At 71.1% G+C, this 25,471-nt stretch carries 26 protein-coding genes; 12 read left to right on the forward strand and 14 right to left on the reverse strand.

Annotated features, from left to right (window positions below; genetic code table 11):
- Positions 1-71: 71 nt before the first annotated feature.
- Positions 72-1,367: a phosphopyruvate hydratase gene (eno, locus tag N5I75_RS00970; protein WP_476673245.1), complete on the reverse strand. Its 1,296-nt coding sequence runs from the start codon at positions 1,365-1,367 to the stop codon at positions 72-74.
- Positions 1,368-1,534: 167 nt separating this feature from the next.
- Here eno and N5I75_RS00975 point away from each other — a divergent pair, with 167 nt between their 5' ends.
- Positions 1,535-1,957 carry a MarR family winged helix-turn-helix transcriptional regulator gene (locus N5I75_RS00975; protein WP_476673247.1) on the forward strand — a complete coding sequence of 141 codons (423 nt, stop codon included), beginning with the start codon at positions 1,535-1,537 and terminating at the stop codon, positions 1,955-1,957.
- An 18-nt stretch (positions 1,958-1,975) separates the two neighbouring features.
- On the opposite strand, the gene N5I75_RS00980 is transcribed toward N5I75_RS00975, so the two are convergent.
- Positions 1,976-2,485, reverse strand: a complete 510-nt coding sequence (locus tag N5I75_RS00980) for a hypothetical protein (protein ID WP_476673248.1) — start codon at positions 2,483-2,485, stop codon at positions 1,976-1,978.
- Between the two features lie 242 nt (positions 2,486-2,727).
- Here N5I75_RS00980 and N5I75_RS00985 point away from each other — a divergent pair, with 242 nt between their 5' ends.
- Positions 2,728-3,336, forward strand: a complete 609-nt coding sequence (locus N5I75_RS00985) for a YceI family protein (RefSeq protein ID WP_476673250.1) — start codon at positions 2,728-2,730, stop codon at positions 3,334-3,336.
- 15 nt (positions 3,337-3,351) lie between these two features.
- Here N5I75_RS00985 and N5I75_RS00990 read toward each other — a convergent pair whose 3' ends face one another.
- Genes N5I75_RS00990 through N5I75_RS01010 form a run of 5 tightly spaced genes read right to left on the reverse strand, consistent with a single transcriptional unit; the run spans position 3,352 to position 7,938 of the window.
- Positions 3,352-5,175 (reverse strand): ABC transporter ATP-binding protein, encoded by a 1,824-nt coding sequence (locus N5I75_RS00990; protein ID WP_476673252.1) that lies wholly within the window; start codon positions 5,173-5,175, stop codon positions 3,352-3,354.
- On the reverse strand, positions 5,165-5,599 hold the full coding sequence (locus N5I75_RS00995) for a lasso peptide biosynthesis B2 protein (protein WP_476673254.1): 435 nt from the start codon (positions 5,597-5,599) through the stop codon (positions 5,165-5,167). The genes N5I75_RS00990 and N5I75_RS00995 overlap by 11 nt, the downstream gene beginning before the upstream one ends.
- Positions 5,596-5,847 carry a lasso peptide biosynthesis PqqD family chaperone gene (locus tag N5I75_RS01000; protein WP_476673256.1) on the reverse strand — a complete coding sequence of 84 codons (252 nt, stop codon included), beginning with the start codon at positions 5,845-5,847 and terminating at the stop codon, positions 5,596-5,598. Before N5I75_RS01000 ends, N5I75_RS00995 begins: the two co-directional genes overlap by 4 nt.
- A complete protein-coding gene (locus N5I75_RS01005) occupies positions 5,844-7,757 on the reverse strand; it encodes an asparagine synthase-related protein (protein ID WP_476673258.1) in 1,914 nt (637 codons plus the stop codon). The genes N5I75_RS01000 and N5I75_RS01005 overlap by 4 nt, the downstream gene beginning before the upstream one ends.
- A 34-nt stretch (positions 7,758-7,791) precedes the next feature.
- A complete protein-coding gene (locus tag N5I75_RS01010; protein WP_476673260.1) occupies positions 7,792-7,938 on the reverse strand; it encodes a keywimysin-related RiPP in 147 nt (48 codons plus the stop codon).
- Between the two features lie 262 nt (positions 7,939-8,200).
- Between N5I75_RS01010 and qcrB the strand changes: the two genes are divergently transcribed.
- Positions 8,201-9,808, forward strand: a complete 1,608-nt coding sequence (gene qcrB / locus N5I75_RS01015) for a cytochrome bc1 complex cytochrome b subunit (protein ID WP_476673262.1) — start codon at positions 8,201-8,203, stop codon at positions 9,806-9,808.
- On the opposite strand, the gene N5I75_RS01020 is transcribed toward qcrB, so the two are convergent.
- A complete protein-coding gene (locus tag N5I75_RS01020; RefSeq protein WP_476673264.1) occupies positions 9,802-10,203 on the reverse strand; it encodes an ATP-binding protein in 402 nt (133 codons plus the stop codon). The genes qcrB and N5I75_RS01020 overlap by 7 nt on opposite strands.
- Before the next feature lie 113 nt (positions 10,204-10,316).
- On the opposite strand from N5I75_RS01020, the gene N5I75_RS01025 reads away from it, so the two are divergent.
- The 5 genes from N5I75_RS01025 to N5I75_RS01045 all read left to right on the forward strand — a co-directional run bounded on the left by N5I75_RS01025 (position 10,317) and on the right by N5I75_RS01045 (position 13,963).
- Positions 10,317-11,123 carry a helix-turn-helix domain-containing protein gene (locus N5I75_RS01025; RefSeq protein WP_476673266.1) on the forward strand — a complete coding sequence of 269 codons (807 nt, stop codon included), beginning with the start codon at positions 10,317-10,319 and terminating at the stop codon, positions 11,121-11,123.
- Positions 11,120-11,386, forward strand: a complete 267-nt coding sequence (locus N5I75_RS01030) for a DUF397 domain-containing protein (protein ID WP_476673268.1) — start codon at positions 11,120-11,122, stop codon at positions 11,384-11,386. Before N5I75_RS01025 ends, N5I75_RS01030 begins: the two co-directional genes overlap by 4 nt.
- An 18-nt stretch (positions 11,387-11,404) precedes the next feature.
- On the forward strand, positions 11,405-11,662 hold the full coding sequence (locus N5I75_RS01035) for a DUF397 domain-containing protein (protein WP_476673270.1): 258 nt from the start codon (positions 11,405-11,407) through the stop codon (positions 11,660-11,662).
- The gene (locus N5I75_RS01040; RefSeq protein WP_476673272.1) at positions 11,643-13,016 is read left to right on the forward strand and encodes an oxidoreductase; all 1,374 of its coding nucleotides are present in this window, start codon (positions 11,643-11,645) and stop codon (positions 13,014-13,016) included. Before N5I75_RS01035 ends, N5I75_RS01040 begins: the two co-directional genes overlap by 20 nt.
- 179 nt (positions 13,017-13,195) lie before the next feature.
- The gene (locus N5I75_RS01045; protein WP_476673274.1) at positions 13,196-13,963 is read left to right on the forward strand and encodes a dienelactone hydrolase family protein; all 768 of its coding nucleotides are present in this window, start codon (positions 13,196-13,198) and stop codon (positions 13,961-13,963) included.
- Between the two features lie 27 nt (positions 13,964-13,990).
- Here the strand turns inward: N5I75_RS01045 and N5I75_RS01050 are convergent, their stop codons facing one another.
- A complete protein-coding gene (locus N5I75_RS01050) occupies positions 13,991-15,349 on the reverse strand; it encodes a hypothetical protein (RefSeq protein ID WP_476673276.1) in 1,359 nt (452 codons plus the stop codon).
- 150 nt (positions 15,350-15,499) lie between these two features.
- Between N5I75_RS01050 and N5I75_RS01055 the strand changes: the two genes are divergently transcribed.
- Positions 15,500-17,383: a ricin-type beta-trefoil lectin domain protein gene (locus tag N5I75_RS01055; RefSeq protein ID WP_476673278.1), complete on the forward strand. Its 1,884-nt coding sequence runs from the start codon at positions 15,500-15,502 to the stop codon at positions 17,381-17,383.
- Between the two features lie 104 nt (positions 17,384-17,487).
- Here the strand turns inward: N5I75_RS01055 and cimA are convergent, their stop codons facing one another.
- From cimA to N5I75_RS01080, 5 genes are all read right to left on the reverse strand, one after another.
- A complete protein-coding gene (gene cimA / locus N5I75_RS01060; protein WP_476673280.1) occupies positions 17,488-19,143 on the reverse strand; it encodes a citramalate synthase in 1,656 nt (551 codons plus the stop codon).
- Between the two features lie 341 nt (positions 19,144-19,484).
- Positions 19,485-20,459, reverse strand: coding sequence for a DUF2891 domain-containing protein (locus N5I75_RS01065; RefSeq protein WP_476673282.1), 975 nt, complete (start codon positions 20,457-20,459; stop codon positions 19,485-19,487).
- Between the two features lie 532 nt (positions 20,460-20,991).
- The gene (pcp, locus tag N5I75_RS01070) at positions 20,992-21,636 is read right to left on the reverse strand and encodes a pyroglutamyl-peptidase I (protein ID WP_476673284.1); all 645 of its coding nucleotides are present in this window, start codon (positions 21,634-21,636) and stop codon (positions 20,992-20,994) included.
- 20 nt (positions 21,637-21,656) lie between these two features.
- A complete protein-coding gene (locus tag N5I75_RS01075; protein WP_476673286.1) occupies positions 21,657-22,622 on the reverse strand; it encodes a DUF979 domain-containing protein in 966 nt (321 codons plus the stop codon).
- The gene (locus N5I75_RS01080) at positions 22,619-23,362 is read right to left on the reverse strand and encodes a DUF969 domain-containing protein (RefSeq protein ID WP_476673288.1); all 744 of its coding nucleotides are present in this window, start codon (positions 23,360-23,362) and stop codon (positions 22,619-22,621) included. Before N5I75_RS01080 ends, N5I75_RS01075 begins: the two co-directional genes overlap by 4 nt.
- A 211-nt stretch (positions 23,363-23,573) precedes the next feature.
- On the opposite strand from N5I75_RS01080, the gene N5I75_RS01085 reads away from it, so the two are divergent.
- From N5I75_RS01085 to N5I75_RS01095, 3 genes are all read left to right on the forward strand, one after another.
- Positions 23,574-24,329: a LamB/YcsF family protein gene (locus tag N5I75_RS01085; RefSeq protein ID WP_476673833.1), complete on the forward strand. Its 756-nt coding sequence runs from the start codon at positions 23,574-23,576 to the stop codon at positions 24,327-24,329.
- Positions 24,326-25,048 carry a 5-oxoprolinase subunit B family protein gene (locus N5I75_RS01090; protein ID WP_476673290.1) on the forward strand — a complete coding sequence of 241 codons (723 nt, stop codon included), beginning with the start codon at positions 24,326-24,328 and terminating at the stop codon, positions 25,046-25,048. The genes N5I75_RS01085 and N5I75_RS01090 overlap by 4 nt, the downstream gene beginning before the upstream one ends.
- Positions 25,045-25,471 (forward strand): 5-oxoprolinase subunit C family protein (locus N5I75_RS01095; protein ID WP_476673292.1); only part of this gene is annotated, 427 nt, incomplete at its 3' end. The genes N5I75_RS01090 and N5I75_RS01095, both read left to right, overlap by 4 nt.

Here is a 25,471-nt window from a genome sequence, read left to right on the forward strand (position 1 = left end):
CTCTTCGCTTGTAGGGGTCGCACAAAGGCGGTCGGCGCCGGAGCGTGAGAGGCCCGTCACACGGGCGTCCGTCACACGAGCCTCGGCGCGTAGACGGCGCTCGCGCCCAGCTCCTCCTCGATCCGGATGAGCCGGTTGTACTTGGCGGTGCGGTCGGAGCGCGACAGGGAGCCCGTCTTGATCTGGCCGCAGCCGGTGGCGACCGCGAGGTCCGCGATCGTCGTGTCCTCGGTCTCGCCGGAGCGGTGCGAGATGACGACCGCCCAGCCGGCCCGGCGCGCGGCGGAGACGGTGCCGAGCGCCTCGGTCAGCGTACCGATCTGGTTGACCTTCACAAGCACCGCGTTGCCGACGCCCGTCCGGATGCCCTCCCTGACCAGGGCCTCGTTCGTGCAGAAGACGTCGTCGCCGGTGAGTTGGCAGCGGTCGCCGACGCGGGCGGTCAGCTCGCGCCAGCCGTCGAGGTCGGTCTCGGCCATCGGGTCCTCGACGGAGAGGACGGGGTAGGCGTCGATGAGCTTCGCGAGGTAGTCGACCTGCTCGGCGGAGGTGCGGCGGACGCCCTCGCCCGTGTACACGTAGGCGCCGTCGCGGTGGAACTCCGAGGAGGCCGGATCCATGATCAGACCGATGTCGGCGCCGGGCCGGTAGCCGGTGCGCTCGATGGCGGCCATGACGAAGTCCAGGGCTTCCTCGGCCGTACGGAGCGCGGGCGCGAACCCGCCCTCGTCGCCGACGCCGGTGGCGTGCCCGGCGGCGAGCAGGTCGCGGCGCAGGGTGTGGAAGACCTCGGAGCCCATCCGGACGGCCTCGGCGAAGGTCGCGGCGCCGACCGGCGCGATCATGAACTCCTGGAAGTCCAGCGGATTGTCCGCGTGGGCGCCGCCGTTGACGATGTTCATCATCGGCATGGGCAGGGTGCGGGCGTCGGCGCCGCCGAGGTAGCGGTACAGGGGCAGGCGGTGCGCGGCGGCGGCCGCCTTGGCGGTGGCGAGCGAGACGCCGAGCAGGGCGTTGGCGCCGAGCCGGGACTTGGCGGGGGTGCCGTCGAGGGCGGTCAGGGTCGCGTCGAGGCCGGCCTGGTCGGCGGCGTCGCGGCCGATGACGGCTGCCGCGATCTCGCCCTTCACGTGGGCGACCGCGCGGTCGACGCCCTTGCCGTGCCAGCGCGCCGGGTCGCCGTCGCGCAGTTCGACGGCTTCGCGGGCGCCGGTGGAGGCGCCGGAGGGGACGGCGGCGCTGCCCAGGGACCCGTCGGCGAGGACGACGTCGACCTCGACGGTCGGGTTGCCGCGGCTGTCGAGGACGGTGCGGGCGGTGACGGTGCGGATGGTGGTCGCGTCGACCGGAGCGTGCGTGGCGTGCATGGAGTTCCTTCGCTCGGAACGAGTCCGGACCCTGGCTGCGACGACGCTGGCGCTGAGCCCGGCACGAAGAAACTCTACAGCAAGGCTGTTCAGTTGTGCTGTTCAGTTCTGCTGTGCACTTCTTCACGACGCCGCGTACGCCGGTGACCTGCGGGTTAGAGTTCCGTATGCCCACCCCGGAAGCCGCCGCCGTCGCCGCCGAACTGCGTACCGCGATGGGCAAGCTCACGCGGCGCGTGAAGCACGAGGACCGGATTCCGCTCGGGCAGGTGGCCGTGCTCGGCGCCCTGGACCGGGACGGCGCGATGACCACCAGCGACCTGGCCGCCGACCAGCGCGTACGGCCGCAGTCGATGGCCCGCGCCGTGGGACTCCTGATGGAGCAGGGGCTGATCACCCGCCGCCCGCACCCGACGGACGGCCGCAAGTCCCTGGTGGAGCTGACCGACGCGGGGCGGGCCGCCCTGGAGACGGAGCGCGGACGGCGGGCCGGATGGCTGGCGCAGGCCATCGAGGCCGAACTCACCGACGAGGAGCGGGAGTTGCTGGCGCGCGGCGCGGCACTCCTTGAGCGCCTCGCCGCGCGCTAGGGCTGCTCCTGCGGGCGGTCAGCAGCCGCCGCAGTTGTAGTAGAGGACGTCCCAGTGGTTGCCCTCGTCGGCGTAGATGTTGCCCGAGCCGGACTTGTACTGGGGTGCGCCGTCGCCGCGGAGCCCTATGTACGTGAAGGTGTTCTTGACGTAGTTGGTGACGCAGGTGTTCTTGCCGTAGTCGAGCTTGTAGCCGTTCCAGTGCGAGTACGTGCCGCTGGCGTGGCCGATCTCGGTGCCGCCGGTGATGTTGAGGGCGCAGCCGGTGGCGCGCTTGAGGGTCTGGGCGCCCTGGGCGGTCGCCAGATTGAGCTGGTCGAAGGATGTACAGGTGCTCACGTTGCGGTTCGAGCAGCCGCCGGAGGACGACCAGGTGATGCCGACCGAGCTGAACATCGAGGTCGCGGTGGAGTGGCTGATCTTCGTGGCGGCGAACGCGTCGGTCGCGGAGGCGAGGACGCCGAAGCCGGGGGCGACGAGGGCGCCGGTGGTGAGCGCGAGCGCGGTGAGCGCGGAGCGGATGCGCATGGGGTTTCCTTCCTGCCGAGTGAGGGGTGGTGCAGGCGGAACAGGAGCGGTCAGGAAGATGGTCCCGGCTTCTACGCGCGTGGGGTAGTGCGCCTCCAAGATCCACTCGCTGTAATCGTATGAACACGCCGCGCTTGATGTTGAAAGTTGAACATCAGCGCGCTACAGTCGTCCTCAGTTGATAGTTCAACGTTCAACATCGAGCGGCATCCACGTGCCGACCCGTCCCCAAGGAGCACGTCATGGGTATCTTCAACCGCAAGAACGAGACCGCCACCGCCACCGCCACCCCGGCCGCCGTCGACCCCGAGCTGGCCGCCCTCACCGGTGAGTACACCGTCGACCCCGCGCACACGACGCTCGGCTTCGTCGCCCGGCACGCCATGGTGACGAACGTGAAGGGCGGCTTCACCGACTTCACCGGTGAGCTGTACCTGGACGGTTCGGACCCGGCCAAGTCCACGGCCTCGTTCGACGTGCGGATGGCGAGCATCGACACGGGCAACGCGGACCGGGACGGGCACCTCAAGAGCGCCGACTTCTTCAAGATCGACGAGTTCCCGACGATGACGTTCCGTACGACGTCCGCCGAACCGCTCGGCGGCTCCGACTACCGCGTCACCGGTGACCTCTCGATCCTCGGCACCACCAAGCCGCTCACCATCGACCTGGAGTTCAACGGCTCCGCGAAGGACCCGTTCGGCAACGAGCGCGTCGGCTTCGAGGGCAAGGCCGAGCTCCTGCGCTCCGAGTGGGGCCTGACCTGGAACGCCGCGCTCGAGACCGGCGGTGTCCTGATCTCCGACAAGATCAAGCTGAACTTCGACATCTCGGCGATCAAGAAGGCCTGACGCATCGCGGGAGGGTCAGCGAGTTGAGGCGGTCACGAGTTGCGTGGCCGCCAACTCGGCGTACAGGGAGTCCCGTTCGAGCAGTTCGGCGTGGGTGCCCTGGGCGCGGGCCCGCCCGTTCTCCAGGACGACGATGTGGTCCGCGTCGACGACGGTGGACAGCCGGTGCGCGATCACCAGGACCGTCGTCCGGGCGGCCAGGTCGCGGACGACCTCGCGCAGGTGCTGTTCGTTGACCGCGTCGAGGTTCGCGGTCACCTCGTCGAGCAGGAGCAGCCGGGGCCGGCGGAGCAACGCCCGCGCGATCGCGACGCGTTGACGCTCGCCGCCCGAGAGCAGCACGCCGCGGTGGCCGACGGGGGTGTCCAGGCCGTCCGGGAGCCGGGCGACGAGGTCGGTGAGGCGGGTGCGGCCGACGACGTCGCGGAGTTCGTCGCCGGTCGCGTCCGGGGCGGCGTAGAGCAGGTTGTCGCGCAGGGTGCCCGCGAGGACGGGCGCGTCCTGCTCCACGTAGCCGAGCGCGGCGCGCAGGCCGGTCAGCGGCCAGTCCCGGATGTCGCGCCCGCCGATCGTGAGGCGGCCGGAGTCGTGGTCGTAGAACCGTTCGAGGAGAGCGAAGACGGTGGACTTGCCCGCGCCCGAGGGCCCGACGAGCGCGGTGAGGCCACCGGCCGGGACGTCGAAGGTCAGGCCGGTGTGGGCGGGGGCGCGGCCGGCGTCGTAGCGGAAGCCGACGTCGGTGAAGGCGAGGGAGAGGGGGGTGGACGGTTCCGGCCGGGTGCGGGTGGTGCCGGGCGCTTCCTCCCGCACCGGCTCCTCGATCTTCCCGGTCTCCTGCGCCGGCTCGTCCATCTCCGTGGTCTCCTGCGCCGGCTTCTCCATCTCCGTGGTTTCCTGCGCCAGCCCCTCGATCTCCGTGAGGCGGGTGATCGCCGCCAGGCCGCTGTTCAGGCCCACCCAGCCCTCCGTGAGCTGGCCGAGCGGGGCCACGAGGTAGAACAGGTACAGCAGGAACGCGATCAGCGAGGCGATGTCCAGGGCGCCGGAGGCGACCCGGGCGCCGCCCACGCCGAGCACGCACAGGAACGCCACCTGCACGGACACGAGCATCGAGACGTCGGAGGCGGAGGTCCAGCGGGCCACGGTCAGCCCCCGGTCGTGGGCGCGGCGGGCGGCGGCGGTGACGGCGGTGTGCTCGCGGGCCTCGGCGCCGTTCGCCTTGACCGTGCGGAAGGACTGCAGGGCGCGGTCGAGGGTCGAGCCCATCTCCCCTACCGCGTCCTGCGCCTGCGCCTGGGCGCGCCGGATGTGCGGCATGAGCAGGGCGAGCGCGCCCGCGACCACGGCGAGGACGAGGAGCGTCACGCCGAGCAGGACCAGATCCATGACGCCCATCAGCACGATCGTGCCGAGCAGGGTGAGCGCGCCGCTCGCCGACTCGACGAGGCTGCGCGACAGGACCGTGCGCAGGAGCGTGGTGTCGCTGGTGGCGCGGGTGAGGAGGGCGCCGGGTGTCAGCCGGTCGACGGCGGCGACGTCGAGGCGGAGCATACGGGCCACCAGGCGGTCGCGGGCGCCGAGGACGACCGCTTCCCCGGTGCGCGCCATGAGGTAGCTGCCGCCCGCCGTCAGCGCCGCGCCCGCCAGGACGACGACGGTCAGAAGGAGCAGCGCCGGGGCCGGTGAGCGGTCCTCGGCGAAGGCCGTCACCGCGTACTTCGCCATCACCGGCATCGCGAGCCCGGCGCCCGATCCGGCGAGGGCGAGGACGCCGCCGAGGGCGAGGGGTTGGGCGTGCGGGCGGGCGTGGGCGAGGAGTCGGCGCAGCTCAGCGGCCATCGGCCGGTGTCCTCCCCGGAGCGGGGACCGTCATCAGCGGGCGGTACTCCGACGCCTCCGCCCGCTCCCCCACGAGCCTGCCCTCGGCGGTGACCCAGGCGTGCGGGGCGAACGGGGGCGCGGCGCGGACCCCGGCGTGCCAGTCCGGCCAGGTGCCGGAGGCGCGGCACAGCAAAGCGATGGCGACGGAGCGAGGCAGGCAGCCGTACCAGCCCGCGCAGCGCCGGCTGGCGGTGACGACGGACTCGTACGCGGCCAGTGCCTCCGCGTAGGTGGCGGGGCGGGCGCCCCGGCCGATGCGGCCGAGCAGGCGGCGCAGCCGGTCGGGGCGGAGCCGGGCGATGAGGAGGGCCGCGCCGACGGCGAGGCGCACGCGCGGGCCGCGCCGCGCGTCGCGGCCCGGCATGGTCATCTCGGTGCTCACGGCGTGGCCATCTTCGCGTCGACGAGCTGCCGGGTGAGTTCGGCGACGTCCGCCTCGGCCTGGGCGCGGTCGATGTCGAAGGCGGCGAGGAGCCGTTCGACGGCGCCGTCGGGGCCGTGGCCGTCGGCGAGGGCGGTGAGGACGACGGTGCCGGTCTCGTTCAACTGCCAGTACGTTCCGGCGCGTTGGTCGAGGAGTACGCCGCCGTAGTCGGTGCCGGTGACCGCGATGCCGTCTCTGAGTCTCACGAGGTCGGGACCTTCCTGTGGATGTCGGCGGGGTCGACGGTGCGCAGCCACATCTCGCAGGCGACCGTCGCGTCGATGGAGTGCCGGGTGTGCAGCGGGGAGTACGGGTCGGCGGCGAGGGCGTCGAGCTGACGCGCGTCCACGAGGCCGAGGGCGGCGAGGCGGGAGGCGTCCGGCGCCCACAGTTCCCTCAGTTCGTCCGCGTGCTGGACGAGCCCCTGCGTGTGGTCGCCGTTCATGTGGTCCTTGGTGGTGCGGGCGAGCAGCGCCGCCGGGACGATGTCGCGGACGGCCTCCGCGAGGAGCGGCTTGTAACGCCCGGGGTCGATGCGGTCCGTGAGGCGTACGGCGAGGGTGGCCTCGATGACGTGGTCGGCGTACATCGGCGCGGCGACCGGCAGGCCGAGGGCGAGCCCGTACTCCTCCATGGCCCGGAAGTGGCGGGCACCGATGCGGATCGTGTCGAGGTCGAGGTGGCGGCCGGGGCGCGGGGCGAGGGGTGCCGGATGCGCGGCGGCAGCGGCCCGGAACGCGTCGTGCACGAGGCCGCGCGCGTCCGGGGTCAGCCAGGGCGGCAGGATCTGGCGGACGCCCCAGGACAGTTGCGGGGTCCGGGCGGTCGGGGCGGCCCGGTCGGTCACGGCCCCGGCGAGCCAGCGCGGGAACGAGGGCCGGGTGAGCAGGGCGCGGGCCGTCGCGGCGAGCGGCCAGCCCAGTTGGTGGCGGACGGCGGAGACCCGGTTCCAGGCGGCCAGCGGGTGGCGCGGGAAGAGGTCGCGGGAGGCGGCGGGCAGCCCCATGAAGAGTTCGTCGCCGCCGTATCCGGTGAGGTGGCACTCGGATCCGGCGGCCGCGGCGCGGGCGAGCAACATGCGGGCGCGGGCGCGGGCGGGCGCGACGGGCAAAGGCTCATCGGTGAGGCCGTCGAAGCCGTCGCCGCCGGGGTCGGGCGGGGCGCTGACGCCCGCGTAGAAGAGGGGCGCTTCCTCGGCCGGGATGACGTGGTGGGCGAGCGCGCCTCCCGGTGTGGCGCGGGCCAGTTCGGCCGCGCGGCGGGCCCATGTCTCGTCCTCCGCGTGGGCCTCGCGGGAGGCCACGGTGAGGAGGGTGAGAGCGGCGTCGGGGGTGGTCCGGCGTGCGAGGAAGGTCAGGGAGGTGGAGTCGAGGCCGCCGGAGAGTTCGCAGCTGACGCGGGTGCGGCCGGCGAGGTGGGCGCGGACCGAGCGTTCGAGGGCGTCGGCGAGACGTGACCTCCCGTCGGCGACGGGGAGTTCGGCGTCCGGGGCGTGCCACCAGCGGCGGGTCGTGGTGGTGCCGTCGGGGCGCAGGACGAGCGCGTACGCCGGGTCGGTCTCGGTAATGCCGCGCCACACGGGCCGCCCGCTGAGCGGGTACGGCAGGAAGTCGAGGAGGCGCAGGGCGAGCGCGGTCTCGTCGGGCGCGGCGCCGGTGAGGCGGGCGAGGACGGCGGGCCGGTCGGAGACGAGGCGGGGCCCGGGTCCTTCGGTGGAGTGGACGCGGCGCAGTCCGGAGGCGGTGCCGCGGATCCACGTCTCCGATCCCCTGTCCGATCCCCTGCGGGAGATGACGTGGTGGAGGCCGGGCAGGCGGCGGGCCAAGCGGCTGTGGAGGGCGGCGTTGTCGCGGGTGGCGCGCAGGTCGGCGGCGAGTTCCGGTTCGGGGATCTCGTCCGGCCCGATGAGGACGACGGCGGCGTCCGGCCCGTGGGCGGCGCTGCTGACGCGGCGCAGCGGGGTGCGGGCGATGAGCCAGGGGCGTCCGGAGGGGTACCGGAAGACATGGACGCCGTCCGGGGCGGCGCCGCTGGCGAGAAGAGGCCCGGCCGCCGCTCGGCCCGCGTCGGTGTCGGGCAGGACGACGAAGCAGTCGTGCGTGTGGCGGCCGGGCATCTGCACCATTCCTGGTCAGTGGGTCTCGTGTGGCTCAGGTGAAGCGGCGGGTGATCCACTCGGAGTAGGCGCCGTAGAAGTAACCGGCGGTCGTCTTCGTGAAGTCGCCCTGCTGGAACATGGCGGGCTTCGCGTAAGGCTTCTTGGCCGCCTGCTGTCGCGGCTGCGTCTGCTTCTGCATGTCCGTCCCTTCTCGCTGAGTTGTGGTTGTGCGTGACGGATGTGACTGGTGTGCAGCGTGTGAACGCCATGGCCATTCATTGCCAGTTCGTGAGCGGCCATGCGCGCAGAGCGACCGGTCTTGTTCTTTGACCTGAAGTGGTTTGTTACCGCCGGTAAGCCCATCGCCACGAGACGTGTGACGTGGCACACAGTGCGGCCGTCCATGTCACATCCGGCCCCTTCCCGGGTGTCACGACAGTGAGCACCGACGGGAGGCAGTCATGTCCGACAGCACCACCCGCGCCGCCGAGCGGCCCCCGGCGCCCGAGGCGGGCGAACGCGTCGCCGACTGGGTCGACGGCCGCCTGGGCATCTACGGCCTGGGCCGCAAGTACCTGCGCAAGGTCTTCCCCGACCACTGGTCGTTCCTCCTTGGCGAGGTCTGCCTCTACACGTTCCTCATCCTGATCCTGACCGGCGTCTACCTCACGCTCTTCTTCCACCCGTCGATGAACGAGGTGACGTACCAGGGGAGTTACGTCCCGCTGAAGGGCATCCGGATGTCCGAGGCGTACGCCTCGACGCTCGACATCAGCTTCGACGTGCGCGGCGGACTGCTCATCCGGCAGATCCACCACTGGGCGGCGCTCATCTTCGTCGCGGCGATGTTCGTGCACATGATGCGGCACTTCTTCACGGGCTCGTTCCGCAAGCCGCGCGAGCTGAACTGGCTGTTCGGCTGGCTGCTGCTGTTCCTCGCCCTCTTCGAGGGCCTGCTCGGCTACTCGCTCCCGGACGACCTGCTGTCGGGCGCGGGCATGCGCCTGATCGAGGGCATGACGCTCTCGATCCCGATCGTCGGGACGTATCTGTCGTTCTTCCTCTTCGGCGGCGAGTTCCCCGGCGACGACATCGTGGCCCGCTTCTACTCGATCCACATCCTGCTGCTGCCCGGCATCATGGCGGCACTCGTGGTCACCCACCTGATCCTGGTCTTCTACCACAAGCACACTCAGTTCCCGGGCGCCGGAAAGACCGAGAAGAACGTGGTCGGGCAGCCGTTCTTCCCCGTCTACGTGGCGAAGGCGGGCGGCTTCTTCTTCCTCGTCTTCGGGGTGGTGGCGGCGATCGCCGCCATCGCGTCGATCAACCCGGTCTGGGTCTACGGGCCCTACCGCCCCGACCAGGTCTCCACGGGCGCCCAGCCCGACTGGTACCTGGGCTTCGCGGAGGGCCTTGTGCGGGTGATGCCGGGCTGGGAGATCGCGGCCTGGGGCCACACCCTGAACCTCGGCATCCTCGTCCCGTTCCTCGCGTTCCCGCTGTGGCTGGTCCTCATCGGGGTGTGGCCGTTCGTCGAGGCGTGGGTCACCGGTGACCGCCGCGAACACCATCTCCTGGACCGGCCCCGGAACCGGCCCGTGCGGACGGGTCTGGGGGTCGCCTGGATCACCGGCTTCCTCGTGGCCATGGCGGCCGGCGCGAACGATCTCTGGGCCACACACTTCCACCTGTCCGTGAACGCCATCACGTGGTGCGCGCGGGTGGCGCTGATCGCGGGGCCGGTGCTTGCGTTCATCCTGACGAAGCGGGTGTGCCTGGGGTTGCAGCGCCGCGACCGGGACAAGGTGCTGCACGGCCGCGAGACCGGGCTCGTCAAGCGGCTCCCGCACGGGGAGTACGTGGAGGTGCATGAGCGCTTGCCGCGCGAGGAGGTGTTCCGGCTGACCCAGCACGAGGAGCCGGTGGCTCTGGCGCCGGCTACGGGTCAGCGCGGGGTGCGTCCGCGCGTGCGGGTCGCTTTGTCGCGGTGGATGTACGGGGAGGGGGCCCGGGTCCCCAAACCCCGCCCCGAGGAGCTGGAGTCCGGGTCCTCATCACGTCACTGAGCCTCGCGCCCGAACTCGCACCACACGCTCTTGCCCGGGTCCCGCACCCCTGTGCCCCACTTGTCCGCCAGCGCGGCCACGAGGAGGAGGCCCCGGCCGTTCTCGGCCTCGGGGCGCGGCGCGACGGCCTCGACCGTGCCGTCGCCGCTGTCCTCCACCTCGATCCTGACGACCCCGTCCGCCCCCATCCCGATGTGCAACCGGAAACCCCGCCCGGGCGGCACGCCGTGCAGCAACGCGTTCGTCGCCAACTCGCTTACGCACAGGAGTGCATCGTCAAGGCGTTCGGTTGCACACCAATCCCGCAACGCCCAGGCTGTGAAGGCGCGGGCCGCAGGTACTGATTTGCGTTCGCGGCGGTAGAACGCCTCGCGCCGGTACGGCAGTTGTTCCATGGCGGTCACCCTCGCGCGGGGGCGCTCCGCTTGGGCAGCGCGGTAGGTCGTACATCTGCGTTTGTACGAGTTCGCTCCGCTCGGGGCGGGGTGAGGATGGGCAGGGTGCGCGTATGAAGAAACAGGTGACTTCGTGGCACGCGATCGGGGCGCAGATTGCGCTGCACCGCAGGATCGCCGGGATGACCCAGGCCGAGTTGGCCGAGACGTTGCGCGTGAGCCCGGACAAGATCGCATCCATTGAACAGGGCAGGCGCCCGGTCAGTCTGGCGCTGGCGGTGGCCCTTGACGACCTGTTCCGAACGGGCGGCACATTGCAGGTAGGGGTGGCCAAGATCCCCGCACGCGAGAAGTTTCCCCTGCTCGTGGCCGACCTGGTGGAACTGGAGCAGAAGGCGCGGGCGATCCAGACGTACGAGACGCAGGTCGTCCCAGGTCTTTTGCAAACTCCCGCGTACATGCGCGCGGTCTTCGACTCCTGCTACCCACCGATCGAGGACGAGACGCTGGAGGACTGGCTCGCCGGGCGCCTGGAGCGGCAGTCGATCTGGAAGCGGGAGCATCCGCCCTGCTGCAACTTCATCATCGAGGAGGTAGCGTTCGAGCGCCCCGTCGGAGGCCCGGACGTGATGCGGGCGCAGGTCCTACGCGTCATCGAACTGAGCCGGCTCCAGTGTGTGGGCGTGCAGATCATGCCAACGTCGCGGCAGCCGCACGCTGGCCTCAGTGGCCCGATGGTGCTCGTGGAAACCATCGACCACGACAGCGTGGCCTACCTTGAGAGCCAATGCATCAGCGCCCTCGTCGAGGACCCCGGCGAGGTCCACTCTCTTCAGCTGAAGTATGGAATGCTGCGGTCACAGGCACTATCCCCAGCAGAGAGCACGCGCATGCTGGACACACTGCTAGGAGCCTCATGAACACCGCAGCAAACAACGCCGGGCCCGTCTGGATCAAGTCCAGTTACAGCGGCGACAACGGGGGTAACTGCCTCGAAGTCGCTTGCGACTGGCGGAAGTCGACCTACAGCAGCAGCCAAGGCGGCGACTGCGTCGAGGTCGCCACACACGCCACCGCGGTCCACATTCGCGACTCCAAGAACGACCCTGGTAGCGGTGCCACCCTCACCGTCAGCCCCGACACCTGGGCCGCGTTTCTCCGCACACATGTCACCCGGCCCTGAGAAGCGGCTAGGAGCCACATGACCATGGCCGGACCCGTCTGGTTGAAGTCCAGTTACAGCGGCAGCGAGGGCGGCAACTGCCTCGAAGTCGCCTGCGACTGGCGGAGGTCGACCTACAGCACCGACCAAGGCGGCAACTGCGTCGAGGTCGCCACACACGCCACCGCCATCCACATCCGCGACTCCAAGAACAACCCGGCCACCGGCGCCACCCTCACCGTCAGCCCCGACACCTGGACAACCTTCCTCCGCACACATGTCACCCGACCCCAATAGACGTATCGACGCCGCGCGCGTCAGGGAGCAGATTCTCGACCCGGACGCGCAGTCCGAGCCGTACATCCTTCGGGACACCCACGTACGCGGCGCACTCGCCCTGGACGGGGCCGAGATCAAGCGGCTCGTGCGGTTCGAGGGGTGTCGGTTCGACGGGGCGATGACCCTGGAGGGCGCGAGCACGCTCGCCTTCTCGGTGACGGACTGCGAGCTGCCCGGATTCGTCGCGCCGACCGCGCAGATCGGTGGGCGGCTCGATCTGCGGGGGTCGACGATCACCGGGGGCCGTCGCGGCGCAGTGAACGTCGTGCACGCGCACATAGCGGGCGGGCTGCGGCTCGACCGGGCCCACCTGGTGGCGTCGGAGGAGATCGCCCTGAACGGGGGCGGTCTCGTCATGCAGGGCGGCGTCTTCTGCGAGAACGGGTTCGTCGCCCACGGCCAGGTTCTCCTGCCCGGCGCGGATTTGCCCGGCGGGCTGTGGATGCGCGGGGCACGGCTGATCGGCACCTCTCCGGAGGAGGTCGTCTTCAACGGGGACGGGTTGCGGGCGTCGACCGTGCGGATGCAAGAGGGGTTCCGGGCGGAGGGCCGGGTGCGGTTGCGCGGGGTACGGATCGATGACCTGCTGTCGTTCAACGGCGCCGAACTCATGGGCGTAGGTTCGTCGCTGATGGCGGTCGGGGCGCAGGTAGAGGCCCTTGACCTGCGGTTCGCGCAGACGCCCGCAGGCGGCGTGAACCTGCGCAACGCGCGCGCGACCCGCATACAGGACAAGCCGAGCACGTGGCGCACGCCTCTGGGTCTGGACGGGCTGACGTACGACTGGATGGAGACGACGGGGCGCACCCAGCGTGAGGACACGGCGAACCGGCTGGCCTGGCTGCGGTTCCAGCCGGTGTTCGCGCCGCAGCCGTACGAGCAACTTGCCGCGCACTACCGCAGGCTGGGCCATGAGGACGAGGCTCGTCGTGTCCTGCTGGTGCGGGAGCGCAGGCGGCGGGTGACGCAACGGCCGCTCGGACGGATCTGGGGCTGGCTCCTCGAAGCGACCGTCGGCTACGGCTACCGGCCCTGGATCGCCGGGATCTGGCTGGCCGTGCTGACACTCATCGGCTCGGTCGTCTTCCACACGCACACGCCCCTCCCCGACAAGCCGGGCGAGGGCGCGCCCTTCAACCCGGTGGCGTACACCCTCGACCTGCTCATCCCGGTCGGCGGCCTCGGCCAGCGCGACGGCTGGCACTGGGCGGAGGGCGGTGTGCAGGGGCTCGCGTACGCGCTGATCGCGCTCGGCTGGGTGCTGACGACGACGGTCCTGGCCGGTGTGACGCGGTCCCTGAGCCGCAACTAGCCACGCACGCGCACCCGTTGGCGTGATACGTTTCCTGCCGCCGTGCCACCGACACGCACACATATCTGGGAGGTGAGTCCGATCAACGCAATGACAGCTCGGGCCTCCCACCTCCCTCGCAGGGCGGATCGCATGGCATAGGGAGTGCCCGCAGAGGCATCCCGAAAGGCGTCACCGCTATGCGTTTTCTCTCCGACACGTCGTCGTCATCATCGTCCTCGTCATCGGACGGCGCCCGCGTCCGCGTCCGCGAACAGGTGTTCACCCACCTCGACGTGCCCTGCGTCCTGTGGACACCGGACCGCGCCACCGACACCGCCCGCCCCCTCGTCCTCATGGGCCACGGCGGCGGCCGGCACAAGAAGGACCCGGAGATCGCCGACCGCGCCCACCGGCTCGTCACCGAGGGCGGATTCGCCGTCGTCGTCCCCGACGTGCCCGCCCATGGCGACCGGCCCAAGGTCGAGGCGTACGACCGGCTCGCCGCCGAGAACCAGGCCCGTATCGAGGCGGGGGCCGAGCCCGGACCGCTCATCGCCGCGTTCCAGGCGCTCGTCGCCCGTCGGACCGTGCCGGAATGGCGGGCTGTCCTGGACGCGGTACAAGCGCTGGGCCACGTCGGGGCCGGGCCCGTCGGCTACTGGGGTGTGTCGCTCGGGTGCGGGCTCGGCGTCCCGTTCGTCGCCGACGAGCCCCGGGTCCGTGCGGCCGTGCTCGGGCTCGGCGGCGCGCTCGCCTCGGCGGAGGCGGCGGCGCGGATCACCGTGCCCGTCGAGTTCCTGCTCCAGTGGGACGACGAGCGCGTCCCCCGCGACCAGGGACTGGCCCTGTACGACGCCTTCGGCTCGGCCGAGAAGACCCTGCACGCCAACCCGGGCAAGCACGGAGACCTCCCGGCGCACGAACTCGACAGCACCCTGCGCTTCTTCGCCCGGCATCTCCGCTGACCCGGCCGACCCGGCCCGGGCGGCGGCTCAGAAGTTGCCGCCGCCCCCGAAGTCGCCGCCTCCGCCGAAGTCCCCGCCGCCTCCGAAGTCGCCCCCGCCGCCGAAGTCACCGAAGTCCGACGCGTCAAAGTCCGACCCGGAGTAGTCGCCGCCGCTGAAACCGTCTCCGCCGCCGAAGTCTCCGTACCCGGAGCCGTAGTCGGCGGCGTAGGCGGGGCCCGCCATCATCGAGCCGAGCATGGTGCCGACGAGGAGGCCGGGGAGCATGCCGCCGCCGAAGTAGCCGCCCGCCCAGGGGCCGTACATCGGACCGGCGTCGTAGTAGGGGCGGCGCTCGCCCGCGCCCGCGTCGACCGTGCGGATCATGGGCTCGGCGCCGTCGCGCAGGCGCGTGGCGTCGGCGGCGCAGACCGGGACCCGGCGGGTCGCGCCGCCGGGCGGGGTCCAGTCGGCGTCCTCGACCGACGGGCCGTGGCGCGGGTCGAAGAAGCAGGGGGCGCGGCGCTCGGGCAGCGGGCGGCCCTCGCGGCGGGCGGCGAGGAGGGCGAGGGAGAACCGGCCGTCCTCCAGGGCCTGGGTCACTCCGCGCACCTCTTCGGGGCGCTGGGCGGCGGCCATGTACTGCTTCGCCTTCTCGTAGGCGTCGAGCGCGCGCTCGTAGTCCGCGCGCATCGCGTCGTCGGCGCCCGCCTCCGCCGGGTGGAAGTCGAGGCGGTCCAGCTCCTCGCCGAACGCGGTGATGTCCTCGTCGACGACGACCCGCAGCTTGTCGAGCGCCTCGCGCTGCTCCTGCTCCTTGCGGCGCCGGTTGCGGCGGCTGAGGGCGTAGATGCCCGCGCCGCCGACCACGACGACCGCGCCGACGCCGATCAGCGGGCCCGCCGAGACGCCGTCGCTCGTGCCGCCCGCCCCGTCCCAGGACGAGGGCGCCGATCCGCGCGCCGTGCGGACGGCCGTGGAGACGAAGTCGTCGAGCTGCTCGCTCAGCGGTTCGCCGCGCACGCTCGTCGTCAGGTTCTGAACGGCCGCGTTGGACATGACCGCGCGGTCGGCGCGCGCCTCGAAGGCGTCGCCGAGCCGCACCCCGTACACGCCGACCACGCCCGTCTTCGTACGGAGGTCGGTGAACAGGTCCTTCTTCGGGAAGTCGGCGGGCAGCACCGCCACCATCACCGGCTTGTCCGCGTCCTTGATCCGTCGTTCGAGCGCGTCGACGTCCGCCGAGGTCAGATCGCCGGACGCGGCCGGATCGACGTAGACCGGGCTCTTCTCCAGGGCGTCCGCCACCGTGGAGACGTCCGAGGCGGCGTAGGCGGAGGGCGTGACGGCGAACGTCGCGGCCAGAGCGAGCAGCGGGGCGGCGACGGCCGCGAGGAGAGGCCTCATACCTCGACGCTAACCCAGCCGGGGTGTGAATGACGGATCGGGGTGTTCGCGACGTGAAGTCTTGACGTGAGCATGGGAGGCCCTTTTACTCACGACTTGAACTAAGCCATGAGAGTGCACTGTTGAACTGTTGGGACACAGGAGGCATCCGTGCGCACCCCCACACCCCTGCTCCGGCTGTTGCTGGCCGGAGCACTCACCACCGCCGGGCTCACCGGCGTCGGGCTCGGCGCCGGCGCCGGTCCGGCACACGCAGCCGGTGAGCAGGTCACCGTCCATCTCACCACCACCGACGACAGCGGCGGCCGCCACGTCACGCGCGGACTGCAGCAGCAGGCCCCGGTCTCCTTCCAGGCGGGCACCGGCGGCAGCGGCACCAACATCACCGTCGACGAGAACACCCGCTACCAGACGTTCACCGGCGGCGGCGCCTCGTTCACGGACACCGCGGCCTGGCTGATGAACAGCAGCGGCGCCCTGTCGTCCGCCACCCGCGACGCCACGATGAAGAAGCTGTTCTCGCCGACCGAGGGCATCGGACTCTCCTTCATCCGCAACCCCATGGGCGGCTCGGACCTCGCTCGCTTCGGTTATACGTATGACGACGTGCCGGCCGGACAGACCGACCCGTCGCTCGCCAAGTTCTCCATCGCGCACGACCAGGCCGACGTCCTGCCCCTCACCAAGCAGGCCAAGCAGCTCAACCCCGCCGCCACCGTCATGGCGTCCCCGTGGACCGCGCCCGCCTGGATGAAGGACAGCGGACAGCTCAACGGAGGCTGGCTCAAGGCCGAGAACTACGGCGCCTACGCCACCTACTTCGTGAAGTACATCCAGGCGTACCAGGCGGCCGGCGTCCCCATCGACTACGTCACCGCGCAGAACGAGCCGACCTGCTGCTCCGGCTACCCCTCGATGAGCTGGAACGGCTCCGGGCTCGCCTACTTCACCAAGAGCGAGCTGCTGCCCAAGCTCGCGGGCGCGGGTGTGAGGACCAAGGTGCTCGCCCATGACTGGAACTGGGACACCTACGACGCCTACGCCGCCCCGACCGTGGACGACGCCGCCGTGCGCTCACACCCGAACTTCGGCGGCATAGCCTGGCACGGCTACGGCGGCGACATCACCAAGCAGACCGAGATCCACAACAAGTACCCGCAGCTCGACGCCTTCCAGACCGAGCACTCCGGTGGCACCTGGATCGCCAACCAGCAGCGCGAGGACATGATGAACATCATCGACTACACCCGCAACTGGGCGAAGTCGGTGACCAAGTGGTCCCTCGCCGTCGACCAGAACCGGGGGCCGCACAACGGCGGCTGCGGTACGTGCGACGGGCTCATCACCGTGCACAACGGTGACAGCCGCTCCGGGCAGGTCGACTACAACATCGAGTACTACACGATGGGGCATCTGACGAAGTTCGTCCGGCCCGGGGCCTCGCGGATCGCCTCGACCGGTTCCAGCGCCGTGCCGAACGTCGCCTGGCGCAACACCGACGGGTCCAAGGCCGTCATCGCCTACAACGACGCGTCGAGTGCGCAGAACGTCACCCTCAACTGGGGTGGGCAGCACCTGACGTACTCCCTGCCGGGGAAGACGTCGGCGACGTTCAGCTGGAGCGGGTCCCAGGCCGGGGGCTCGGATCGCGTGGGGGCCTTCCACGGGCTCGGGGGCAAATGCCTCGATGTGCGGGACGGGTCCACGGCGAACGGGGCCGTGGCCCAGATCTGGTCCTGCTACTCCGGTTCGCAGAACCAGACCTGGACCGTCAAGGCGGACGGGTCCGTGCGGGCGCTCGGCAAGTGCCTTGATGTCAGTGGGGGGTCCACTGCCGATGGGGCGAAGGTGCAGCTGTACGACTGCAATGGGTCGGGCGCGCAGCAGTGGCGGTACGAGGCCGGGTCCGGGGATCTTGTGAATGTCGGGGCCGACAAGTGCCTTGATGTGACCGGGAATTCTTCGGCGGACGGAACTGCTACGCAGGTCTGGTCGTGCACCGGCGCGGCGAACCAGAAGTGGGCCCTGTCGTAGGTGGCCGTCACGGGGCTCTGCCCCGGACCCCGCTCCTCAATCGCCGGAGGGGCTTGATTGTGTGCGGAGGGGCCGTGTCGTGCGGCCCCTCCGGTGATGGGGGCTTACTCGACCGGCTCGACGCCCGCCCTCAGAAGCCCGTACGTGTACGCGTCCTCCAGGGCGCCCCACGACGCCGCGATCACGTTCTCCGCGACGCCCACCGTCGACCATTCGCCCGCGCCGTCTGTCGTGGAGATGAGGACGCGGGTCGTGGAGGACGTGCCGTGTTTGCCCTCCAGGATGCGGACCTTGTAGTCGACCAGCTCCATCGCCGCGAGTTCGGGGTAGATGCGCTCCAGGCCGACGCGCAGGGCCCGGTCGAGGGCGTTGACCGGGCCGTTGCCCTCGGCCGTGGCGACGATGCGCTCGCCCTTGGCCCAGAGCTTCACGGTCGCCTCGTTGGCGTGGGTGCCGTCGGGGCGGTCCTCGACGATGGCGCGCCAGGACTCGACGCGGAAGTAGCGGCGGGCGCGGCCCTCGGCCTCCTCGCGCAGGAGGAGTTCGAAGGAGGCGTCGGCCGCCTCGTACGTGTAGCCCTTCAGCTCGCGGTCCTTGACGCGCTCGACGACACGGCCGACCAGTTCGCGGTCGCCGGAGATGTCGACGCCCAGCTCCTTGCCCTTGAGCTCGATGGAGGCGCGGCCCGCCATGTCGGAGACGAGCATGCGGATGCGGTTGCCGACGAGGTCGGGGTCGATGTGCTGGTAGAGGTCCGGGTCGACCTTGATGGCGGAGGCGTGCAGGCCCGCCTTGTGGGCGAACGCGGAGACACCCACGTAGGGCTGGTGCGTGGACGGGGTCAGGTTCACGACCTCGGCGATGGCGTGCGAGATACGGGTCATCTCGCTGAGCGCGCCGTCGGGAAGAACCTTCTTGCCGTACTTCAGCTCCAGGGCGGCGACGACCGGGAAGAGGTTGGAGTTGCCGACGCGCTCGCCGTAGCCGTTGGCGGTGCACTGCACGTGGGTGGCGCCCGCGTCGACGGCGGCGAGGGTGTTGGCGACGGCGCAGCCCGTGTCGTCCTGGGCGTGGATGCCGAGCCGGGCGCCGGTGTCGTCGAGGACCGTGTGCACGATCGCCTGGACCTGGGCGGGGAGCATGCCGCCGTTGGTGTCGCAGAGGACCACGACGGAGGCGCCGGCCTCGTGGGCGGTGCGGACGACGGACTTCGCGTAGGCCGGGTTGGCGCGGTAGCCGTCGAAGAAGTGCTCGCAGTCGACGAAGACGCGGCGGCCCTGCGCGACCAGGTACGAGACCGTGTCGCGGACCATCTCCAGGTTCTCGTCGAGGGTGGTGCGGAGCGCCAGTTCGACGTGCCGGTCGTGCGACTTGGCGACCAGGCAGATCACCGGGGCGCCGGAGTCCAGGAGCGCCTTGACCTGCGGGTCCTCGGATGCCTTGGCGCCCGCGCGGCGCGTCGCGCCGAACGCCACGAGCTGGGCGTTCCGGAAGTCGATCTCCGCCTGCGCGCGGGCGAAGAACTCGGTGTCGCGGGGGTTGGCGCCGGGCCAGCCGCCCTCGATGAAGCCCACGCCGAAGTCGTCCAGATGCCGTGCGATGGTCAGCTTGTCCGCGACGGTGAGGTTGATGCCCTCGCGCTGCGCGCCGTCGCGCAGCGTCGTGTCGAAGACGTGGAAGGAATCGTCGAGTACGCCGGTGCCCGCGCCGTTACGTTCGCCGTTGCGTTCGTCGGTGCGTTCGCTGGGGCTGCTGCTCATGCTGATCTGGCTCCTGTATGGGATCTCGGTCTACCGGAATGACCGGCTCCACCGTCCGACTATGATCCCGCGCGCTCTCCGCCTGGCATGGGTGGGCCAGAAACGAGAAAAACCTCTCGCGGGTGCGAGAGGTCTGCGCGCGGGTCGAGGACGACGGTGTCCGCCCGTACGTGGTCGTACGAGACGGTCACTGCGGACCGGCGCGCCTGCTGCCAATAATCATGGCGAACGAGAGCACGCCCGCAGTCTGCCACAGCCCGGACAAGGCCCGGACCGTGGTCTCACGATGCGAACAGCCCGTCTCTCCGCGGTGGGCTTACGCGGGGCTCACGCGGTGGGGCTTACGCGGTGCGGGCCAGTTCCGCGAACGTCGCCAGCCAGTGGTCCGTCGTGAAGTCGCCGCTCTCGACCGCCGGGAGGCCCGCGGTGAGGTGGGCGTCGGCGGCCCCGGTCAGGCGGGTCCGTACGGGGCTGTCCGCCGGGAGCGCGGCCGCGATGTGGCGCAGGGCCGCGGCCCGGGAGAGGGCCAGGCCGAGCAGGTGGCCGATCTGGGGGTCGGCATGGTCGGAGACGACCGGTACGTCCAGTACGGAGCAGGGGGCGCCGGTGCGCAGCGCGGGCAGGAAGCGGTCCAGCCATGCCTCGAAACCGGGCCCGTCCAGGACCCGGCGCATCGCGTCCGCCTCGCTGAGCGCGGGTGACAGGAAATCCTGGCCCGAGGGCTCCCAGTGCGCGGGGGCGTCGTGGTCGTCGGCGAACCACGTGCGCAGGCGGTCCCGGACGGCGTCCAGCGTCGTGGCCGGCAGGCCCGCCGCCTCGCCCGTGTCCAGGATCAGGCCGAGGGCGAACGCGCTGTTGCTGTGGATGCCGTGGCGGACCGGGTACGTGGCCTTCGGCAGCCAGGCGGTGAGCAGGCGGTCGACCGCGTCGACGGCCGGGGCGAAGGCCGCCTCGTACGGGGTGTCCCGGCACTCCGCCGCCAGCGCGGTCAGCCAGGCCCAGCCGTACGGGCGCTCGAAACCGGGCCTTTCCAGGAGGTATGCGGCCTCGGTGGTGAGGTTCGGGGTGGTGAGGTGGCGGTCCAGGATCTCGGTGTACGTCGCTCGGGTCGCGGCGGGGAGATTCGGGAGGGTGCGGATGAGCAGCCAGTGCATGTGGACCGAGGAGTGCCAGTCGTAGGCGCCGTAGAACGCGGGGTGCAATGTGCTGGGGCGGGTGTTCTCGGTGGGGCCGGTCACCAGGTGGGCCGGGAAGTTGGGGAACTCTCGGGTGACGTTGGCTGCTGCCAGCGTGGCGGTGTCCTCCGGGGTGAGCATGGGGTGACCTCTCGGGGTTCTCGGGGTTCTCGGGGTTCTTGGGCTCGGCCGGGATCCGGCGGGGTCGGTGCGGCGTCTGCCGGGTCGGGGTTCGACGCCGGGTGCGGGTGGGGTGTGGCTGGGCGCGCAGTTCCCCGCGCCCCTGGAGGCGCACACTCCGTGCGCTTGCCTCCGGCGGTTTATCGGGTGCGGGGTGCGTCGTGGCTGGTCGCGCCGTTCCCCGCGCCCCTGCGACGCGCACTTCGTGCGCTGTCTTGAGGGGCGGTTTGTCGGGTGCCAGTTTCGTTGTGGCTGGGCGCGCCGTTCCCCGCGCCCCTGGAGGGTGCGGCTTCGCCGCGCCTCCATGGGGCGCCGCCCCTGGATCGGCGCACGAAGTGCGCCTTCCAGGGGCGCGGGGAACTGCGCGAGCAACCACGACGCGACCCGTAGACGATGACGACGCGAGCGGGGCAGACGCTCCAGGGGCGCGGGGAACTGCGCGGGCAGTCGGCGCGGTGGGGCGCTCGGCTACGCACCGATGGGCCCGCCACGGCTAGTGGGTGGCGCCCTCTGTTGCCTTCACGTCCGTGCGGGTCGTCGCGGCCGTGGCCAGAAGCGCTCTGATGCCGACGGCCACCGTCTCCGGGGGGAGTGACGGGGCCGTGCCGTCCGGGACCTGGGACGGGGCCCAGGGGACGTGGACGAAGCCGCCCCGGACGGCGGGGAACTCCGTCGCCAGCAGGTGCGCCAACCCGTACGCCACGTGGTTGCAGACAAACGTGCCCGCCGTGTTGGAAAGCGCCGCCGGCACCCCGGCCTCCCGCATCGCCGCCACACACGCCTTCACCGGCAACGAAGAGAAATACGCCGCCGGGGCACCGGGAACGACCGGCTCGTCGATCGGCTGGGCGCCCGCGTTGTCGGGGATGCGCGCGTCGTCGACGTTGACCGCGACGCGTTCGACGGTGACGCCGGGACGGCCCCCCGCCTGGCCGAGCGCGACCACCAGATCGGGCCGGACCCGCTCCACCGCGGACCGCAGCTCCTTCAGCGACTCCCCGAAGACGCAGGGGAGCCGGACCGCCGTCACCGAAACACCCTCCGGCGCCGCGTCGGCGACAAGTTCCGCCGCCTGCCAGGACGGATTCACCCGCTCCCCGCCGAACGGTTCGAACCCCGTGAGCAAGACCCGGGTCATAGCTGCGTCCTTCCTGGAACCTAGACCGCGAAAACGGCCATGATCACGATGTTGCAGACGAGCAGCGCGAGCCCCGTCGGCAGCTGCGCCTTGATCGGCCCGTACTGATCCTTCAGTTCGAGCAACGACGCGGGGACGATGTTGAAGTTGGCGGCCATCGGCGTGCAGAGCGTGCCGGCGAACCCGGCGAGCATGCCGATGGCGAGGACTCCGGCCTCGTTGCCGTGCATCTGCTGGACGAGGACCGGCCAGCCGATCGCCGCGGTCATGACGGGGAACGCCGCGAACGCGTTGCCCATGATCACGGTGAAGAGGAACATGCCGACGCAGTAGGCGACCACGGCGAAGTACTTGGAGTTGTCCGGCAGGACGTCGTTGACGATCTTGCCCACCTGCGTGCCGACACCCGCGACCGCGAAGATCGAGCCGAGCACCGACAGGAGCTGGGGAAGCAGCAGCGCGGAGCCCATCGCCTCCAGCATCGAGCGCCCGGAGTGGATCGGGACGGAGACCTTGCGCTCACCCGTGACCAGCATCCCGACGACCAGCGCGACGATGCAGCCGAGTCCGAGCCCGATCAGCGTCGCCTTGCCGGTCTCGAAGAGGCCCGACTCGTCGAGGAAGGACGCGCAGATGATGGCGACGACCGGGATGGTGACGGCCGGGATGAAGAGCTTGTTGCCGAGGCGGGCAGCCGATGCCTCGCGCTGCTCCTGCGTCGTCGTGACCGGCTCGCCCTTGCCGATGAAGTTGAACCCGGCGAGCACGATCAGCGCGAGGACGGCGACGCCGAGCGGTTCGGCGGGCAGGCTCCAGCTCGCACCGCCCTCGACGACCCCGGTCCCGTACGGGAAGGTCAGTCCGAGCAGTCCCCAGAACGCGGCGGAGGTCCACCGCTTGGGGTTGCTCGCGTCCCGCGCCATCTGCACGGCCATGACGACGAAGACGAGACCGATGAGCCAGTAGAGCCATTCGACCTTGATCACTTGGCGGACTCCTCACGGCTCTGGCCGGGCGTCTTGGGCGGCAGCGGCAGGTCGTTCTCGGCGGCGGCCAGCGCCATCTCGCGCTCCAGCTGCTTGTCCAGCAGGAGCAGGCGGGCGCCGTGGATGACGAAGGCGCAGACGGCCAACGGGATGGCCCACAAGGCGAGTTGGGTCGGTTCGAGCTGCTCGTGGTAGGTGGAGTTCACGAAGCCGGTGATCAGCAGGATCGAGCCGATCGCGATGAAGCAGTCCTCGCCGAAGAAGACGCCGACGGTGTCGGCGGAGGCCGAGTAGGAGCGGACCTTCTCGCGCATCTTGTCGGGGAGGGTCGCGCCGGTGGTGCGTTCGGCGGCGGCCTCGGCCATCGGGGCGACGAGCGGGCGCACGGTCTGCGCGGGGCCACCGAGGTTGTTCAGGCCGAAAGCGGCCGTGACCTGGCGGACGAGCAGGTAGACGGTGAGGAAGCGGCCGGCGCTGAGCTTGCCGAGCTTCCCGATCAGGGTGCGGGCCTGCTCGCGGAGCCCGTAGCGCTCGAGGAGACCGATCACCGGGAGCACGATGGCGAAGACCGTGACCGACCGGCTGTCCGCGAAGGCGTGCCCGAAGGCCGCGAGGATCTCCTGCGGGTTCATCTTGCCGAGCAGTCCGGTGGCGATGCCGGCGACGCCGACCACCAGGACGGGATTGCGGCGCGTGACGAATCCGAGGATCACCACGAGCACGCCGAGAAGCACGATCATGCGGCTGCCTTCTTTGCCGACGAGGGCACGGGAGAGCGCTGGGCGTCATGGAGAACAAGGCGAAGCGGAAGGTCCTCTCCTCCATGGGGGATGCACGGACCCTAGGTGATCGTTGAACGATCGAACAAGAGGTAGCGAGAGGTTGTGGCGCATCACCCATCAAATCGACCCCTTGTCGGATTGTTGAACGATCGCTTACGTTGAGCGGGTGATGCAGATCGACCTCAACGCCGACCTCGGCGAAGGCTTCGGCCGCTGGACGCTCACCGACGACGAGGCCCTCCTCTCCGTGGTGACCAGCGCCAACGTCGCCTGCGGCTTCCACGCGGGCGACCCCTCCGTCATGCGCCGCGTCTGCGACCTGGCCGCCGAGCGCGGGGTACGGATCGGCGCACAGGTCTCCTACCGGGACCTCGCCGGGTTCGGCCGCCGCGCCATGGACGTACCGCCGGACGAACTGGCCGCCGAAGTGGCGTACCAGATCGGGGCGTTGCGCGTGTTCGCACAGGCGGCCGGGGCCGAGGTGACGTACGTGAAACCGCACGGCGCGCTCTACAACCGCACCGTCCACGACGACGCGCAGGCCCACGCCGTGGCCGCCGGGGTCCGGCTCGCGGGCGGCGCCCTGCCGGTCCTCGGCCTGCCCGGCTCGAAACTCCTCACCGCCGCCGCGGAAGCGGGCCTCACCCCCGTACGGGAGGCCTTCGCCGACCGGGCCTACACCCCTGAGGGCACGCTCGTGTCGCGCCGCGAACCCGGCGCGGTGGTCGAGGACGCCGACGCGGTGGTGCGCCGGTCGGTCGGTTTCGCCGTGGACGGCGGGGTCGACGCGGTCGACGGTACGCGCGTCGCGGTCGCCGCCCGCTCCCTGTGCGTGCACGGCGACACCCCGGGCGCCGCCAGGATCGCCGCACGGGTGCGCACCGCCCTCGAAGAGGCCGGTGTCACCGTGGGCGCGTTCACGTGAGCGCGGATCTGGTGGTCCGTCCGGCGGGGCGCCACGCGCTCCTCGTCGAACTCCCCGACGCCGAGCGCACCGGCGCCTTCCACGCGGAACTGCTGCGCCGCCGCGCCGACGGCACCCTGCCCCCGGTCGCCGAGATCGTCCCCGGCGCGTGCACGGTCCTGCTCGACGGCGTCCCCGACCCGGCCGCGCTGACCCGCACCCTCACCACCTGGACCGTCCCGGCCGCTCCTCCGGCCGACGGCGACGTCATCACGATTCCCGTCGAGTACGACGGCCCCGACCTCGCCGAGGTCGCGGCGCTGTGGGGCGTCCCCGAGGACGAGGTGGGCGCCCGCCACGCCCGGTACACCTACCGCGTGGCCTTCTGCGGCTTCGCCCCCGGCTTCGGCTACCTGACGGGCCTCCCCGAACCCCTGCACGTCCCGCGCCACGCGACCCCGCGCACCCGCGTCCCGGCGGGAGCGGTGGCCCTGGCGGGCCCGTACTCGGCGGTCTACCCGAGAGCGACCCCGGGCGGCTGGCAGATCATCGGCACGATGAGGGACCCGTCCCGCCTGTGGGACACGGACAGAGATCAAGCAGCCCTCCTCACCCCTGGAACAAGGGTGAGATTCGCCCCGCCAGGGGCGCGGGGAACTGCGCGACCAGCCACGCACAACGCCCAGTCGGCGACCGACACAACCCGCTACGGCGAGCAGCCGAACCCGAGCGAACGATGACAACAAAACTGACGGTCATACGCCCCGGCGCCCTCACCACGATTCAGGACGCCGGCCGCCAGGGCCACGCCCACCTCGGCGTACCGAGGTCAGGCGCCCTGGACGCCCCTTCGATGGACCTGGCCAACAGACTGGTCGGCAACCCGCAGGGCACCGCCGTACTGGAGACGACCCTCACGGGCTGCGCCGTACGCCCGGACACGGACATCACGGCAGTGATCGGCGGCGCCCCCTGCCCGGTCACCGTGAACGGAAGACCCGCCCGATGGGGCACCCCGATCCGCGTCCCGGCCGGGGCCACTCTCGACGCCGGGCCCGCAACCAAGGGCATCCGCTCCTACATCGCCGTCGCGGGCGGCATCGCGTCCGGCCCCGTCCTGGGCAGCCGCTCCACCGACCTCCTCTCGGGCCTCGGCCCGGCCC

This window comes from Streptomyces sp. R818 (assembly GCF_056172735.1).